The organism is Butyricicoccus porcorum, from assembly GCF_051246315.1.
Classification (GTDB): domain Bacteria; phylum Bacillota; class Clostridia; order Oscillospirales; family Butyricicoccaceae; genus Butyricicoccus_A; species Butyricicoccus_A porcorum.
Window position 1 is genome coordinate 917,802 of record NZ_CP178353.1, and the last position, 15,588, is coordinate 933,389.

A 15,588-nucleotide genomic window follows, 5' to 3' on the forward strand; every position below is an offset into this window, starting at 1 on the left:
TATATTACAGAATAAATATTACATGGAGTTGAATTGTCGTGTTAGATAAACTGGAGGGACTGGCAGATCGATATGACGAGCTGGAGGGTCTGCTTGCCAGCCCGGAGTTGTATGAAGACCCGTCACGGGCGGCAGCGCTGGCGAAGGAACAGAGCGAGTTGCAGCCGATTGTGACGGCATACCGCCGGTACAGCGCAGCGTGCCAGGAGGAACAGGACGCGCGTGAGCTGTTGGAGGAAGCAGGCAGTGACGCGGAGCTGCGCGCGCTGGCACAGGAAACGCTGGCGACGAGCCGCGCAGAAATCGAACAGTTGGAAGAGGAACTGAAAATTTTACTGCTGCCGCGCGATGAGAACGACAGCCGCAGTGTTATTATGGAAATTCGCGCGGGAGCAGGCGGCGAAGAAGCGGCATTGTTTGCCGCATCGCTGTACCGCATGTATACGATGTATGCGGATTCCCGCGGCTGGAAAACCGAGCGCATCGGGCAGTCAGAAACCGAGCTAGGCGGTTTTAAGGAAATTACGTTCAGTATTGATGGTGACGGCGCATTTTCGCGGCTGAAATATGAGAGCGGCGTGCATCGAGTCCAGCGCGTGCCGGAAACCGAATCACAGGGGCGTGTGCATACGTCCACCGTGACGGTTGCCGTGCTGCCGGAGGTCGATGATGTCGAGCTGACGATTGATCCGAAGGATCTGCGCATTGATACGTTCCGCTCGTCCGGCGCAGGCGGACAGCACATCAACAAGACATCCTCTGCCATTCGTGTCACGCACCTGCCGACCGGCATGGTCGTGGAATGCCAGGACGAGCGCAGCCAGTTCAAAAATAAGGACAAGGCATTGCGCGTGCTGCGTTCGCGGTTGTTTGAGATAGAACAGCGCAAGCGCGACGATGCAATCGCCGCCGAGCGGCGCAGTCAGGTCGGCACAGGCGACCGTTCGGAGCGCATCCGCACGTATAATTTCCCGGAAAACCGCGTATCTGAGCACCGCATCAAGCTCACACTATACAAGCTGGACAGCTTTCTTGACGGCAATCTGGATGAGGTGCTCGACGCGCTGATTACAACCGACCAGGCGGAGAATCTGGCGAAGGTGGACCGCTTTTCTTTACAGAAAGAAAAGCTGGGCAAAAGAAATGTTTGACGCGCTCCCGCGCGCCGCGAACATGCCGGACGGACGGTCCGGCAGTTGCCCCAACGAGGGCTGGAAAGACCAATCGCGTACACCAACCAGCTCCCTTCAAGAGGAAACATGTACAATCTATTGCAAATTATATAATAAATTATAATTATACTAAAAGTTATCAAAGAAGGTACATTCATGCAAACCAAGCTGCTGCGTCCGTCGGGGGATCCGACGGCAATCGAACAGGCTGGCGCGCTGCTGCGCGCCGGGGAAGTGGTGGGTATTCCCACCGAAACCGTATACGGCCTTGCCGCCGATGCACTCAATCCGCAGGCGGTTGCGCGTATTTTTGAAGCAAAGGGCCGCCCGCAGGACAATCCACTCATTGTACATATTGCAGAGATTGAAACCGTGCACGAAATCGCGGCGGAATTTCCGCCGGAAGCGCAGGCACTGGCGGAAGCCTATTGGCCTGGCCCGATGACTATCATCCTGCCGAAGTTGGATAGAATACCTATGGTAACTTCGGGTGGATTAAATACAGTTGGTATTCGATTTCCGTCACACCCGATGGCGCAGGCAATCATCCGCGCAGCGGGTACACCGCTGGCAGCGCCATCGGCCAATACCTCCGGCCGCCCGTCCACCACAACGGCACAGCATGTCATGGAGGATCTGAACGGGAAAATTGCCGCTGTCGTTGACGGCGGTGCGTGCTCCGTCGGTGTGGAATCCACGGTCGTTTCGCTGTGCGGCGAACGTCCGCGCCTGCTGCGTCCGGGCGGCATCTCGCTCGAACAGCTGCGCGCCGTGCTCGGCGAGGTAGATGTTGACCGCGCTCTGCGCGAAAAAATTGATGACTCGGAAAAAGTCTCCGCACCCGGGATGAAATACCGCCACTATGCGCCGAAAGCACCGGTTACTGTCGTTTTCGGCACGCCAAAAACGAGTGCCGACTATATTTATGCACAGCTTGGGGAAAACTCTGGGGTACTGTGCTTCGATGACTGCGCGGCGCGTTTTCAAAATGCTGCGGTTGTAGAAACCTTTGGCCCTTCGGACGACCCGGAAGAGCAGGCGCGCGAGGTCTTCGATGCGCTGCGCCGCTTCGATGAGACCGACTGTACGGAGATTTATGCGCAGTGTCCGCCGTCTGATGGCATCGGGCTTGCCGTGGCAAACCGCATCAAAAAAGCTGCCGGTTTCCACATCATCGACCTGACGGAGGAAGAAGCATGAAAATTCTCGGACTGACCGGCGGTTCCGGTACGGGAAAAAGTGCGGCGAGCACAGCATTTGCTTCGCTCGGCTGTGCGGTTATCGATGCAGATGCATCGTATCGGGCGCTGTGCGATACCTGTACCCCGATGTTGGAAGAAATACAATCTGTATTTTTTGATGTATTATCGTCTGACGGTAAACTCGACCGCAAAAAACTGGGCGCAATTGTGTTCGCTGATCCGGATAAGCTATTACAGTTAAACGCGATCACACATCCGTATATCCGTCAGGCGGCACGCGAAGCCTTTGCCGCATACGAACAGGAGGGGTATGCACTGTGCATCTATGACGCGCCCGTGCTGTTTGAGGGAGGGATGGAAACCCTGTGCGACAAGACCTGTGCCGTGCTCGCCAACCGTGAGACACGCATTGCCCGCATCATGGGGCGCGACAGCATTACACGGGAGTATGCCGCACTGCGCATCGATGCACAGCCGGATGATGCTTTTTACCGCGCGCGCTGCAATTATTTTATACAAAATGACGCCGATCTGGACACCCTGTATGCACAGGTGCGCCGGATTTATGACGATATCCTGCGGTAATACCGCAAATTTCCCTGAAAGGAATGGTTTCCAATGGAAAACACACTGTTTTATGACAAAAAGACCGGCTGGGACCGCATGAGCGAGGCAGACGAGGCCGCTATGCAGGATTATGCCGAGGGCTACAAGGCATTTCTGGATGAAGCAAAGACCGAGCGCGACGCGGTGCGCCGTCTGGCTGCGATGGCTGAGGCAAAGGGCTTTTCCGCATATGAGCGCGGTATGGAGCTGCATGCCGGTGATAAATATTATAAAATAAATAGAAATAAAGGTATTATACTATTTGTAATTGGGCGTGACGGCCTGAAGAACGGCATCAACCTGTCGGCGGCACATCTGGATGCACCGCGCATCGATATCCGCACCATCCCGCTGTATGAGGACAACGGCATGGCGCTGTTCAAGACGCACTATTACGGCGGCATTAAAAAGTATCAGTGGACAACGATCCCGCTGGAGCTGCGCGGCGTGGTGTGCCGTGTGACCGATGACGGCGTGGAATCGATTGATGTACGCATCGGCGACAGGCCGGGCGATCCGCTGTTTGTCATTTCTGACCTGCTCATTCATCTGGCAACCGACCAGATGGGCAAGACGCTCCAGAAGGGCATTGCCGCAGAGGACATGAACGTACTGGTTGGTTCCAAGCCGTCCAAATCAGATGTTGATACCTCGGATAAAATCAAGCTGTGGGTCATGGAATTCCTGAATCAAGAGTATGGCATCACGGAAGAGGATTTCCTGTCGGCGGAGTTGTGCTGTGTTCCGGCCTTTAAGGCGTGTGATATCGGCTTCGACCGGTCGTTCGTCGGTGCATATGGACATGATGACCGCGTGTGCTCGTATCCGGCAGCAACTGCACTGCTCGATCTGGAGGAAATCCCGGATAAGACCGCAATGACCATCCTTGTGGATAAGGAGGAAATCGGTTCGGACGGCGTGACCGGCATGCAGTCGAAATTCTTCGACACACTGGTTGCCGACCTGTGCCGTGCGGACGGCGTGCTGTTTGAGGAATGCATCGAGCGCTCCACCTGCCTGTCCGCCGATGTGTGCAATGCATTCGACCCGAATTATCCGTCGGTTTCCGAGAAGCGCAACGATGCGCGCGCAAACTGCGGTGTCGCACTGGTCAAGTATACCGGTTCACGCGGCAAGTCCGGTTCTTCGGATGCAACGGCGGAGCTGATGGCAAAAATGCGCCATTGCTTCAACAAAAACGGCGTCATCTGGCAGACCGGCCAACTCGGCAAGGTCGATCAGGGCGGCGGCGGCACGGTGGCTATGTTCATGGCGAACCGCAATATTGATACCGTTGACTGCGGCGTGCCGGTGCTGTGCATGCATGCGCCGTTTGAGGTCATCGCAAAGCTCGACCTGTTCGCGGCGTATAATGGCTTCCGGGCGTTTTACGGCATGAAATAAAGAAAAAAGTCCCCCAAAACTGCGTATTTGCACCATTTTGGGGGACTTATTCTGTTTATAGATGGTTAGAACGGGCTTGCATTGTTGTCGTACGTGACGATGATCTGTGCAGCCTCTGCACGGGTAATCGCCTTTTTCGGATTTAGCTTTCCATCCGACAGAGAAAGCGCATACAAAAACCCGCCGGACGCGTTTGTCCGGCGGGTTTGCAGTATCCTCAATGAAACGACCGTTGGGGCAGACTGACGGACTTTCCGTCCGGCATGTCTGCGGTGCGCGGGAGCGCAACACTGGGTTTTCTTTTGCCTACTTTTCTTTTCCCAAAAAAGAAAAGTAGGTCCCAAAAAAGAAAAGTAGGGTCAGCGGTCAGAAATCGAGGTGTACTTGGCGCGGGAGATGATCGGCTTGTAAGCCGGGCGGATGATCTTGCCGCCGGTGACGGTTTCCTCGATGCGATGTGCCAGCCAGCCGACAATGCGGGCGGTGGCGAACAGCGGGGTAAACATCTCAGACGGAATACCGAGCATCTGGTAAACCAGACCGGAATACATATCGACGTTGGCACACATAATCTTGTGCTCACCGCGGACACGGTAAAATGCTTCCGGTGCAAGGCGCTCGGTCAGCTCAATCAGATTGAACTCACGCTCGAAGCCCTTCTGTGCGGCGAGCGGACGAGCCGTATTCTTCAGTGCAACGGCACGCGGGTCGGACAGCGTGTAAACCGCATGACCCATACCATAAATCAGGCCGGAGCCGTCACCGGCTTCCTTGCGCAGAATTTTGCACAGATAATCCAGAACCTCGTCTTCGTCCTCCCAGTTGGAGATATTCTCCTTCATCTCATCGAACTGCTTGCAGACGCGCAGGTTTGCGCCGCCGTGACGCGGGCCCTTGAGTGAGCCGATGGCAGCGGCGATGGCAGAATAGGTATCCGTTGCAGAGGAAGAGACAACACGGGTTGTAAACGCGGAGTTGTTGCCGCCGCCGTGCTCTGCATGGATAATCAGACAGCGGTCGAGCAGCATGGCTTCCTCACGGGTAAACATGCCGTCCGGGCGGATCAGACTCAGGATATTTTCCGCCGTGGTGTAATTGCGATCCGGCATGTGCAGGAACATTGACGCATTGTCAAAATAGCGCCGCTTGGCCTGATAGGCATGTGAAATAATAACGGGGAACTTTGCAATCAGATTGACCGACTGCCGCACAATGTTCTCCAGGCTGGTGTCGTCCGGATTGGGATCATACGAATACAGTGCCAGAGTGGAAACGGCCAGTTTATTCATAATATCGCGGCTCGGGGCACGCATGATGACGTCCTCAGTAAAGCCGTCCGGCAGGGCACAGGCATCTGCCAGCAGGTCGGTAAACGCATCCAGCTCCTCCTGATTCGGCAGGCTGCCGGAGAGCAGCAGATACGAAGTCTCAGCAAAGCCAAAGCGATCCTCGGAATCAAAGCCGTCAAGCAGGTCATACAGATTATGTCCGCGATAGGTCAGGCGGCCTTCAATCGGTTCTACTTCGCCCTCGTTTACCATATAACCATGTACATTGGAAACACAGGTAATACCGGCGAGTACGCCTGTGCCGTCTGCATTGCGCAGGCCGCGCTTGACGCCGTACTTGCTGAACATCTTGGGCTGGATCAGGTTATTATCCTGAAATTCGCCGCATAGACTGTCTATGACCTGAGAATCCATATTTTTCATCATGTCAACCATTAGGGATCACCTCATTGTTCGGGCATCCGCTGTTGCACAAGCAGGGATGATCCTGTACAAAGGCGGAGGGGGAGTTTTTTATATGAATTATATATTACATCAATCCTGCAAATATGTCAAATATAGTCCTTTGGCGGACAGGAAGGAGATAAATCGTGAAACGCTTCTTTTTATTGGGTATTCTTATCATATTTCTGGTGTATGTCGCCCCTCTCGGGTTTCAATTTTACCAAAATAATCAGGCTGCCGAAGAAACCATTCATACCGTTAAAAATGTAGAAATTACACAGGAACCGCAGGCTTCGGATGGTCAAAATGCAGGAAATACCGCGCAGGAAGAGTCTTCCGGAGGGGAAAAATCGGCACAGAGCACGATGCTGACCGTATCGGTTGGCGGAACGGTGCGTGAAATGGAGCTGGAGGACTATGTAGCGGGTGCCGTGGCGGCAGAAATGCCCGCGTCATTCCCTGAGGAAGCGCTCCGGGCGCAGGCGGTGGCAGCCCGTACGTATGCTGTGTACAAACAGTCCCTCGGGACAGATGACACCCATCCGGATGCCGTCGTGTGCGATGATTATACCCACTGTGCCGCCTTTGTCGATCTGGACAGCGGTGCAGAGGCGCTCTGGGGTAAAAATGCGGAGGAATGGAGTGAAAAAGTCCGAAAAGCCGCCGAAGATACTGCCGGAAAGATTGTGACGTATGACGGCAAGGCCATTGCCGCCGTCTTTCATGCGGCATCCGCAGAACACACCGAAGCGGCGGTCAGTGTGTGGGGCTCGGACATCCCCTATCTGTCCAGCGTGGAAAGCACCGGTGACGATGCCTGTCCGAAATATGATGCCTCTGTGACGCTGGGCGCAGAGGAATTCCGCCAGATTATGCTGGGCAAATATCCGGATATCAACCTGACCGGACTGCCCAAGACCTGGTTTACCGAAATTCAGTCATCTGAAGCAGGCGGCGTGACGTCGTGCAAAATCGGTGGAAAAGCGCTCAAGGGCACAGAAGTGCGCGAATTGTTTGAACTGAACTCCACTCATTTCACCATCAGTACAACAGATACCTCCATTACGTTTCACACCGAGGGCTATGGGCACGGCGTCGGCATGAGCCAGTACGGCGCCAAACGCATGGCGGAGGATGGGAAGAGCTATGAGGAGATCCTGCTGCACTATTATACCGGTACCGAAATTTCCGATATCGACTAGGCGCTATCGAAAAACCAAGAAAATAACGAATGTTTCGCAAAGGCGAGACTGGTTCAAAGCAAAAGCACGCTGGAATCCGTTCGGATTTCAAGTGTTTTTCACGAAGAAGCGGTCTCGTATTTGTAGAAATAGTCAAAATTTTCGACTTTTCAGATACGCCCGAATAGTCATAGCGCAATATCCAGTTCGCGGCAGATGGTGCGCACAACGCCAGCGTCGTTGTTGTGCCCGCCTGTGTGGGGGAACAGCGCACGCAGCTGGGGATGGGAATTTTCCATGGCATAGGGATGTCCGGCGGCCTGCAACAGCTCGATGTCGTTGAGATAATCGCCGAATGCCATGCAGCGCGCAGCAGAGAGATGCATCTGTTCCAGCATAGCGCGAAGCGCAGCGCCCTTGTTGACCGATGCATTCATGATATCCACCCAGCAGTCGCCCGACAGTGCGACCTGCATGTGATCGGCAAACGGGAGCAATGCAGGATAGGATACATGCTCCGCATCGTGGTCGTGGAACACGGCGATTTTACAGATGCGGTCGCGTTCCAGACAGGTCAGCACATCGTCCACACGCTCCAGCCGCGCATAGTACATGGTGCTGTGCACACGGAGTGCATCGACCATATCTTCGAGATAGGCACACTGCGCGCCGCACAGAATGGGATAGCAGCCGGGCGTGCGGCGCGTGACCTCGACAACAGCGCGCACATCCTCCGGAGAGAGTTCATCTACCGAGAAGAGTTCACCGTTGCGCACGGTCAGCGCACCATTTTCCGCAATATAATCCACGCGGTCGGCCATGCCGTCCGGCAGCTGTTCGCGGATGTTGTAATACTGCCGTCCACTGGCGGCGACAAACCGGATGCCGCGCCGGTCCAGTTCATCCAGCAGAGCGGGGAACTGCTCCGGCAGGCGCTTGCGGTCATCCAGCAGCGTGCCGTCAAAATCAGAAACAATTACATCGATATCTAACATAAAAACGTCCTTTCCGGGCTGATTTTGTTATAAAACACAGCATATGATTGCAATGACAGCCCCATTGTAGCACGAAATGCGGAACAGCTCAACCGGCAGTCCTGCGCTGCCGGAGAAAAATCTACCTCTCTCCAATGGAGGGAGGCTTTTTGCTGCCCGATTCTGTTCACCAAAAGTACAGACATTTTGCATGCAGGCATGGTATAATAAAACCCACACGTATCATGCAAAGGAGAGATGGGCAATGGAACCATTGCGATATGACCTGCGCCTGCGGTTGTTCCGTGACCAGAAATTTTTCGGCCCCGGCGTGGCGGAGCTGCTGCACGGCGTCGAAAACCGCGGCTCGATCCGCGCCGCCTGCCGCGATATGGGCATGGCATATTCCAAGGCGTGGAAAATCCTCAACCGCGCGGAGGACGATCTGGGTTTTGCGCTGCTCAGCCGAGAGGCGGGCGGCAGCGGCGGCGGCAATGCAGCACTGACACCGGAGGGAAAAGCTTTCTTACAGCGGTATGATGCCTTTGTACATGCGGTCCAGCAACAGTCTGACCGGTTGTATGACGAATTTTTTGGCGATATGGAGGAGCGGGACGAATGAAGAAAAAACTTCCGGTCTGGGCGCTGGCACTGCTCGACCTCGCGGCGGCGGCTGTCTGCGTGGGCGCTGTGCTGCTGGTGACGTATATTCTGCCGCAGGGCAGCGCCGTCATACAGGATGAGGACAGCAGCACGGACATTGCATCACAGCAGCAATTCACGCTGCCGTCACAGGAGGGCAGCGGCGAGTCCGCGGACGGCGCACTCGGCATTCCACCGGCCAGCACCAATGACTGGAGCCATGCGGATACCTCGTCACTGGCGGCAGACCAGAGTGAAATTGACGCGTTCCACGCGGCGGAGAAAACGCGTAAAACCGTGCAGGAATATGCGGGAAAAACCGCTGAATTCACAATCGAACAGGTTTCGTGTACGATCAACGGCGAGCCGCTGGTGTATTTTACGGCGGATCTCTATGTGACCTCCACGCGCTGCATCCAAACTGCCTTTGCCCAGTCCACCTATGGGCGCAATATCCGCGATTATGTGGACAAAATGGCGCGCGACAACAACGCCCTGCTTGCGATTTCCGGTGATTCCTACGGCGAGAGCAGCCGCACCTGTGTCATCCGCAACGGCACGCTGTATAACAGTGATCCGGGAACCTCGGATGTCTGCGTGCTGTATCTCGATGGCACGATGAAAACCTACAGCGCATCACAGTTCGATGCAGAACAGGCGATGCAGGACGGCGCCTGGCAGACGTGGACATTCGGCCCCGCGCTGCTGGACAGCGGCGAAATTCTCGACTCGTTTCACTCGACAGAATATCTAAATAAGGTAAACCCGCGCTGTGCCATCGGCTATATCGCACCCGGGCATTACCTGTTTGTGCTGGTGGACGGCAGACAGGACGGCTATTCCGCCGGCGTGACCATGTCGCAGCTCGCCGCTCTCATGCAGGAGGAGGGCTGCCAGACCGCCTATAATCTGGATGGCGGCAAATCGGCGGTCATGTATTATGACGGCGACTGGATCAACCATCCGATTGGCATGGGCCGTGAAATCAGTGACTGCATTTATCTCGCCGCAGAGGAGGAATGAACGGATGAAATACATCAAAGCTCTGCTCCCGCACGCGACGATTGTGCTGTCCATCGCGTTTGTCGTGCTGTGGATTCTGGATTATTTTAACCCCATGATGCAGTTTCTGACCGGCAGCGTGCCCAAGGTACTGATGCTGGTGCTGCTGCTGTGCGCGATTGCGACGGGAATGTTGACCATCTATTACCAGCGGAAGGAGTAACACATCTATGGCACTGCCAATCGAATTTGAACAGCGCATGCAGCGCCTGCTAGGGGATGAATACCCCGCCTTTCAGGATGCGCTGGCGCGCCCGCAGGCGCGCGGACTGCGCGTCAATTCCTTAAAAATTTCTCCGGCGGCGTTTGCCGGACATGCACCGTTTTCTCTTACACCGGTGCCGTGGGCAGAAGAAGGATTTTTCTATCCGGAGACCGAACGCCCCGGACGGCATCCGTATTATGAAGCGGGGGCATATTATATTCAGGAGCCGTCCGCAATGGCGGTCGGCGCGCTGGCGGATGCACAGCCGGGAGAAACCGTGCTCGATCTGTGTGCCGCACCGGGCGGGAAAACCACTCATCTGGCGGGACGCATGCGCGGCGCGGGTCTGCTCGTGGCAAATGAAATCAATACCTCGCGCGCGGCGGTGCTCGCGCAGAGCGTCGAGCGCATGGGGATTCCCAATTGTGTGGTGCTCAATGAGACTCCGAAACGGCTCGCGCAGTACTTTCCCGGATTTTTTGATAAAATTGTCGTAGATGCGCCGTGCTCCGGTGAGGGCATGTTCCGCAAGGATGGCAACCCGGCGCAGGACGAATGGACGCCGGAGCTTCCGGCTTTCTGTGCGGAACGACAGGCGGGGATTCTCGACTGTGCGGCGGACATGCTGCGCGGCGGTGGGATACTGGTCTATTCGACCTGTACGTTCGCGCCGGAGGAGGACGAAGGCACGCTGTCGCGGTTCCTCGAACGGCATCCCGATTTTGAAATGGTGCAGGTGGCCGACCCGCCGATACTGTTCGCACCCGCGCGCCCGGACTGGGCAGAAAACGGCAATCCATCGGTCGCGGCGGCATTCCGGCTCTGGCCGCATCAGCTGGATGGCGAAGGGCATTTTGCCGCTGTTTTGCGCAAAACCGGCGCGCCTGCGGAACAACCGGAAGTTACTTTCCCGGCTGCGCGCACGAAAAAGGAGCAGGAGGCATATGAACGCATGATACAGCCTGTGCTGGAGCATGTCAGAGAGCTGCCGAACGGCTGTGTCCGGCAGCGGAAAGACCGGCTGTATTTGCTGACCGACCCGCGCATGCAGGAAGTGGATGAGTTGCGCGTCCGCGCGTGCGGCGTGGAACTGGGTACGCTGCGCAAAAATCGCTTTGAGCCGTCGCACGCACTCGCCCATGCGCTGCCGCCGGCGGCATTTTACCGCGTATGCGACCTGCCCGCGGATGACCCGCGCGTGGAACAATACCTGCGGGGAGAAACCTTCCCGTGGGACGGGGAAAAGGGCTGGACAGCAGTTGCCGCAGACGGATTTGTCCTGGGATGGGGCAAATGCGCGGGCGGCATCATGAAAAACCATTATCCCAGAGGACTGCGCTGGGTGGGCAGATAAACCGTATCATTGCAACGGAAAACAGGAGGAAATACAGGCATGAATCAGTCGGCAGAAGCATTTATCGAGCGCTTACAGCGCCATGATATCAAATATATGGAAAACCCACAGCCGGACGGCAGCCATTATGTCGCGGTCGAGCTGGCAGGCAATGACGGCAGCCTGTACAATGTCGTCATGGTGTTCGGCGCGGACGGAACAGAATTTCGCATCCGTATTTTCCAGCTCGGCAAGGTGCCGAAGGATCGGGTGCGCCCGATGCTGCGCACACTCAACGAGATCAATGAGGCATACGCATGGCTGCGGTTTTATATCGACAGTGACAGCGAGGTTGCCGCCGCCATGGATGCCGTGATTACACCCGGCACCGCTGCGCGCGTGTGCTGGGAGATGCTGCGCCGCGCATTCAGCGTGCTGGATGAAGTGCAGGCAAAAATTGACGGCGTGCTGAAGTAAGAAACGCGGCGAAGTCCGGGAGAAATGTTTCGGTGGATGTATCCGGTGTACATGACAAGAAGGGTCTTTTGCCGCAAAATTTGCACTTTGAAACCGCATCTAATCTTGGTATAATAAACATATCAACCAGAGACGCAGGAGGAGGATAAGGATATGGCAAACAAATGGGAACCGTTTGATGTAAATGGATCGATCTTCCGCCCGAAGGGACGGCTGTTATATATTGAAGAGCCGGACTTCGGCTGCGAGGGCGCACCGGAGAAAGGCCCCGTATATGGCAGTGTTGTGCTGGAGGACAAAACCGGACAGCGCACAGTGAAGATAGAAGAGAGCATCCTGTTTTCCGGGCAGATGAACGACGGCATGTGGTACGGTATGCTGGGCGGCACGACGGTATTTGTCGGGCGCGACAGGCAAACGGTGTACCAGCCGAATGAAGCCGAGCTTATGTGGCTGGCAGGACTGTGACAGCCCCGGAAACAGAAGAGGATAACAAAGATTATGACCATTGCGGAAATTGCAAAGCTGGCGGGCGTATCCAAGGCATGCGTGTCCAGATATCTCAACCACGGCTATGTGAGTGAGGAGAAAAAACGGAAAATTCAGACGGTGATTGATGCAACCGGCTATGTTCCCTCCCGGCAGGCGCAGATTCTGCGCACCGGGAAGAGCAGGCTGGTCGGTGTCATCCTGCCAAAAATCAATTCGGAGAGCATTGGCGGGATGGTCGCGGGCATTTCCTCCGCGCTGGGTGACCGGGGGTTCGGCATTCTGCTCGCCAACACGGAAAACAATGTGGAAAAAGAACTGCGCTATCTGGAGCTGTTCCAGCAGGGACAGGTCGAGGGCGTTATTTTTCTCGGCACATTGCTGACCCCGCGCCATCGCCAGATTTTGCAGAATTATCCGGTTCCGGTCGTTGTACTCAGCCAGCAGGTGGATTATCTGTCGTGCGTGTACAACAACGACCACGATGCGGCGCGGGAGATTACGCGCGAGCTGCTCGATTCCGGTCGGAAGCATGTCGGCTACATCGGCGTGACCAACCGCGACCGCGCGGTCGGCGCGGCGCGGCGTGCAGGGTTTCTGGAGGCACTCAGAGAGCGCGGCATTGAAATTGCGGACGAGCACATGATTGTCACCGGCTTCACGCTGGAGGACGGCAACGCCGCCGCACAGCAGCTGTTTGAACGCGCGCCGAAGGTGGACGCGGTGTTCTGCGCGACGGATACGCTCGCGGTCGGCGCAATGCAGTACATCAAGGGCGTCGGCAAGCGCATCCCGGAGGATGTGGCGATTGTCGGCGTCGGTCATTCGCGCATGACGGAAATCGTTTCACCCCGCCTGACCACGGTGCACCTGTTCTATGAGGACGGCGGTGCGGAAGCGGCAAAGATGCTGCTGCAAATTCTGGAAAGCGGCATCGACATGAAAAAACAGCTCAAGCTGGGATATGAAATCATCCGGCAGGATTCACTGTAATATATATGAAATCAATTTCATAGTGAAAACACAAAGAGCATAGAATAAATCCGAGACAACCGGGCAATATGCTGCAAAAAATGCAATTTTTTTGTAACATATTGCCCTTTCTTTTTCGGGCGGACGAGTTTATAATATGAAACATCAAATGAAATCGATTTCATAAAAGAATCACAGACATCACGGGTAAATCAGAAGGAGAATCGTATGAATTACGGAAAAGCGGCCGCCGGCGTATTGGCACAAATCGGCGGAAAAGAGAATCTGGTATCCGCAGCGCACTGCGCGACGCGCCTGCGCCTCGTCATTGCGGACAACAGCAAGTGCAGCAAAAAAGCACTGGAGGATGTAGAGGGCGTCAAGGGCGTATTTGAAGCGTCCGGTCAGTTGCAGATCATCTTCGGCACCGGCGTCGTCAACAAGGTCTATGATGAATTCATCGCACAGGCGGGCGTACAGGCCGCCAGCAAGGAGGATGTCAAGGCGGCCGCCGCACAGAAGGGCAATCCGCTTCAGCGCTTCGTCAAGACACTCGGCGATATCTTTGTACCGATCATTCCGGCGATCGTCGCATCCGGCTTCCTGATGGGTATCATGGAGTCGCTCAACTTCCTCATCAACAACGGCTACCTCAACCTGTCCAACGAGAGCACGCTGTTTGTGCTCGCCAATCTGTTCTCCAATACCGCCTATGTCTTCCTGCCGGTGCTCATCGGCTTCTCCGGCGCAAAGGTGTTTGGCGGAAATCCGTTCCTCGGTGCGGTCATCGGTATGATTATGGTGCATCCGAACCTGCAAAACGCATGGACGATGAGCGGCGGCGTGGAAAATTATCTCGATGTCTTTGGCCTGTGGCAGGTGCCGATGGTCGGCTACCAGGGTCATGTCATTTCGGTCATCATCGCGGTCTTTGTCATGGCAAAAATTGAAACGTGGCTGCACAAGCGTGTGCCGGCGATGCTCGACCTGTTCATCACCCCGCTGGTTTCTGTTTTTGTCACCGGCTTCCTCACCCTCACGATCATCGGCCCGGTCTTCAACGTCGTTGAAACCGGCATTATCTCCGGCATTCAGGCACTGATTTCCCTTCCGTTCGGTATTGGCTCTCTGGTCATGGGCGCACTGTATGCGCCGACCGTTGTCACCGGCATTCATCACATGTACACCATCATCGACCTCGGACAGCTTCAGGAGTTCGGCTATACCTACTGGCTGCCGCTGGCTTCCGCCGCGAACATCGCACAGGGCGCTGCCGCACTGGCTGTTGCACTCAAGACGCGCAACGGCAAGCTGAAGTCGATGGCACTGCCGTCCTCGCTGTCCGCCTTTATGGGAATCACGGAACCGGCAATCTTCGGCGTCAACATGCGGTTTTTCCGTCCGTTTGTCTGCGCCTGCATCGGCGGCGGCTGCGGCGCCATGTTTGCCTCTATCACCGGACTGGGTGCGACCGGCACCGGCGTCACCGGCATCTTCGGCATCCTGCTGTGCCTCAACGCACCGGTCAAGTATATCCTGATGTTCCTCATTTCGGCAGGTGTTGCGTTCGTCCTGACCTGGCTGTTCGGCTACAAGGACACGGAGCCGGAGACCGCAAACGGCGCACCGGAACCGCAGACACAGCCGGAAATCAAAGCAGCAGAGAGCAAGGCTGCCCCGCAGACCGGTGACATCACGGTTGCTTCCCCGCTGACCGGCAAAGCGGTCTCTCTCGCGGACACCGGAGACGAGACCTTTGCCGCCGAAGTGCTCGGCAGGGGCTTCGCCGTAGACCCGGCGGAGGGCAGAGCAGTCGCACCGTGCGCCGGCACTGTGTCCACACTGATGGGTCATGCGGTCGGTCTGGAATGCGACAACGGCCTGGAGCTGCTCATCCACATCGGCATCGACACCGTTCAGCTGAACGGTCAGCACTACACCCCGCATGTGCAGGAGGGCCAGCATGTAAACGCCGGCGACCTGCTGATGGAATTTGACATTCCGGCAATCCGCAAGGCGGGTTACCGGACGGTTACACCGGTAATCGTCACCAATTCGGAGGAGTATGCCGATGTCACCGGCAATCTGGGCGATATCCGCGCAATGGATTGCCTGATGACGGTCAAACGATAAGTG

15 protein-coding genes are annotated in these 15,588 nt (G+C 55.9%); 13 read left to right on the forward strand and 2 right to left on the reverse strand.

Translation table 11 applies throughout. The annotated features are described in order from the left end of the window. Positions 1-38 precede the first annotated feature (38 nt). From prfA to ACLM7Z_RS04470, 4 genes are all read left to right on the forward strand, one after another. Entirely contained in the window at positions 39-1,151 is a 1,113-nt protein-coding gene (gene prfA, locus ACLM7Z_RS04455) for a peptide chain release factor 1 (protein ID WP_087019527.1), read from the forward strand. Positions 1,152-1,328: 177 nt separating this feature from the next. Next, positions 1,329-2,372, forward strand: coding sequence for an L-threonylcarbamoyladenylate synthase (locus ACLM7Z_RS04460; RefSeq protein WP_435645624.1), 1,044 nt, complete (start codon positions 1,329-1,331; stop codon positions 2,370-2,372). Further along, the gene (gene coaE / locus ACLM7Z_RS04465) at positions 2,369-2,959 is read left to right on the forward strand and encodes a dephospho-CoA kinase (protein WP_087019522.1); all 591 of its coding nucleotides are present in this window, start codon (positions 2,369-2,371) and stop codon (positions 2,957-2,959) included. The genes ACLM7Z_RS04460 and coaE overlap by 4 nt, the downstream gene beginning before the upstream one ends. Before the next feature lie 33 nt (positions 2,960-2,992). Next, positions 2,993-4,384 (forward strand): aminopeptidase, encoded by a 1,392-nt coding sequence (locus ACLM7Z_RS04470; RefSeq protein WP_273349549.1) that lies wholly within the window; start codon positions 2,993-2,995, stop codon positions 4,382-4,384. 359 nt (positions 4,385-4,743) lie between these two features. Here ACLM7Z_RS04470 and ACLM7Z_RS04475 read toward each other — a convergent pair whose 3' ends face one another. Beyond that, a complete protein-coding gene (locus ACLM7Z_RS04475; protein WP_087019513.1) occupies positions 4,744-6,108 on the reverse strand; it encodes a citrate/2-methylcitrate synthase in 1,365 nt (454 codons plus the stop codon). Between the two features lie 155 nt (positions 6,109-6,263). Here ACLM7Z_RS04475 and spoIID point away from each other — a divergent pair, with 155 nt between their 5' ends. Further along, positions 6,264-7,319 carry a stage II sporulation protein D gene (spoIID, locus tag ACLM7Z_RS04480; protein ID WP_435645625.1) on the forward strand — a complete coding sequence of 352 codons (1,056 nt, stop codon included), beginning with the start codon at positions 6,264-6,266 and terminating at the stop codon, positions 7,317-7,319. 167 nt (positions 7,320-7,486) lie between these two features. On the opposite strand, the gene ACLM7Z_RS04485 is transcribed toward spoIID, so the two are convergent. Next, positions 7,487-8,293: a Cof-type HAD-IIB family hydrolase gene (locus ACLM7Z_RS04485; RefSeq protein WP_435645626.1), complete on the reverse strand. Its 807-nt coding sequence runs from the start codon at positions 8,291-8,293 to the stop codon at positions 7,487-7,489. 244 nt (positions 8,294-8,537) lie between these two features. On the opposite strand from ACLM7Z_RS04485, the gene ACLM7Z_RS04490 reads away from it, so the two are divergent. From ACLM7Z_RS04490 to ACLM7Z_RS04525, 8 genes are all read left to right on the forward strand, one after another. Then, positions 8,538-8,894 carry a winged helix-turn-helix domain-containing protein gene (locus ACLM7Z_RS04490; protein WP_087019462.1) on the forward strand — a complete coding sequence of 119 codons (357 nt, stop codon included), beginning with the start codon at positions 8,538-8,540 and terminating at the stop codon, positions 8,892-8,894. Beyond that, complete coding sequence (locus ACLM7Z_RS04495; protein WP_435645627.1) at positions 8,891-9,937, forward strand: phosphodiester glycosidase family protein; 1,047 nt, start codon at positions 8,891-8,893, stop codon at positions 9,935-9,937. Before ACLM7Z_RS04490 ends, ACLM7Z_RS04495 begins: the two co-directional genes overlap by 4 nt. Positions 9,938-9,941: 4 nt before the next feature. Beyond that, positions 9,942-10,139 carry a hypothetical protein gene (locus tag ACLM7Z_RS04500; protein ID WP_087019455.1) on the forward strand — a complete coding sequence of 66 codons (198 nt, stop codon included), beginning with the start codon at positions 9,942-9,944 and terminating at the stop codon, positions 10,137-10,139. Positions 10,140-10,146: 7 nt separating this feature from the next. Continuing rightward, positions 10,147-11,535, forward strand: coding sequence for an RsmB/NOP family class I SAM-dependent RNA methyltransferase (locus ACLM7Z_RS04505; protein ID WP_435645628.1), 1,389 nt, complete (start codon positions 10,147-10,149; stop codon positions 11,533-11,535). Positions 11,536-11,574: 39 nt separating this feature from the next. Then, positions 11,575-11,991, forward strand: a complete 417-nt coding sequence (locus tag ACLM7Z_RS04510) for a YbjN domain-containing protein (protein WP_087019449.1) — start codon at positions 11,575-11,577, stop codon at positions 11,989-11,991. A gap of 153 nt (positions 11,992-12,144) precedes the next feature. Next, positions 12,145-12,459 carry a hypothetical protein gene (locus tag ACLM7Z_RS04515; protein WP_087019446.1) on the forward strand — a complete coding sequence of 105 codons (315 nt, stop codon included), beginning with the start codon at positions 12,145-12,147 and terminating at the stop codon, positions 12,457-12,459. 33 nt (positions 12,460-12,492) lie between these two features. Next, positions 12,493-13,473 (forward strand): LacI family DNA-binding transcriptional regulator, encoded by a 981-nt coding sequence (locus ACLM7Z_RS04520; protein ID WP_087019442.1) that lies wholly within the window; start codon positions 12,493-12,495, stop codon positions 13,471-13,473. Between the two features lie 207 nt (positions 13,474-13,680). Next, complete coding sequence (locus ACLM7Z_RS04525) at positions 13,681-15,585, forward strand: PTS beta-glucoside transporter subunit IIBCA (RefSeq protein ID WP_087019439.1); 1,905 nt, start codon at positions 13,681-13,683, stop codon at positions 15,583-15,585. The last annotated feature ends 3 nt before the right edge of the window (positions 15,586-15,588 follow it).

Bases quoted from the DNA above. Each gene is read 5' to 3' on its own strand.
- ACLM7Z_RS04515 (WP_087019446.1), top strand. From the start codon at position 12,145: ATGGCAAACAAATGGGAACCGTTTGATGTAAATGGATCGATCTTCCGC.
- ACLM7Z_RS04490 (WP_087019462.1), top strand. From the start codon at position 8,538: ATGGAACCATTGCGATATGACCTGCGCCTGCGGTTGTTCCGTGACCAG.
- ACLM7Z_RS04460 (WP_435645624.1), top strand. From the start codon at position 1,329: ATGCAAACCAAGCTGCTGCGTCCGTCGGGGGATCCGACGGCAATCGAA.
- ACLM7Z_RS04520 (WP_087019442.1), top strand. From the start codon at position 12,493: ATGACCATTGCGGAAATTGCAAAGCTGGCGGGCGTATCCAAGGCATGC.
- ACLM7Z_RS04495 (WP_435645627.1), top strand. From the start codon at position 8,891: ATGAAGAAAAAACTTCCGGTCTGGGCGCTGGCACTGCTCGACCTCGCG.
- ACLM7Z_RS04525 (WP_087019439.1), top strand. From the start codon at position 13,681: ATGAATTACGGAAAAGCGGCCGCCGGCGTATTGGCACAAATCGGCGGA.
- ACLM7Z_RS04470 (WP_273349549.1), top strand. From the start codon at position 2,993: ATGGAAAACACACTGTTTTATGACAAAAAGACCGGCTGGGACCGCATG.
- ACLM7Z_RS04505 (WP_435645628.1), top strand. From the start codon at position 10,147: ATGGCACTGCCAATCGAATTTGAACAGCGCATGCAGCGCCTGCTAGGG.
- coaE (WP_087019522.1), top strand. From the start codon at position 2,369: ATGAAAATTCTCGGACTGACCGGCGGTTCCGGTACGGGAAAAAGTGCG.
- ACLM7Z_RS04510 (WP_087019449.1), top strand. From the start codon at position 11,575: ATGAATCAGTCGGCAGAAGCATTTATCGAGCGCTTACAGCGCCATGAT.
- ACLM7Z_RS04485 (WP_435645626.1), bottom strand. From the start codon at position 8,293: ATGTTAGATATCGATGTAATTGTTTCTGATTTTGACGGCACGCTGCTG.
- ACLM7Z_RS04475 (WP_087019513.1), bottom strand. From the start codon at position 6,108: ATGGTTGACATGATGAAAAATATGGATTCTCAGGTCATAGACAGTCTA.
- ACLM7Z_RS04500 (WP_087019455.1), top strand. From the start codon at position 9,942: ATGAAATACATCAAAGCTCTGCTCCCGCACGCGACGATTGTGCTGTCC.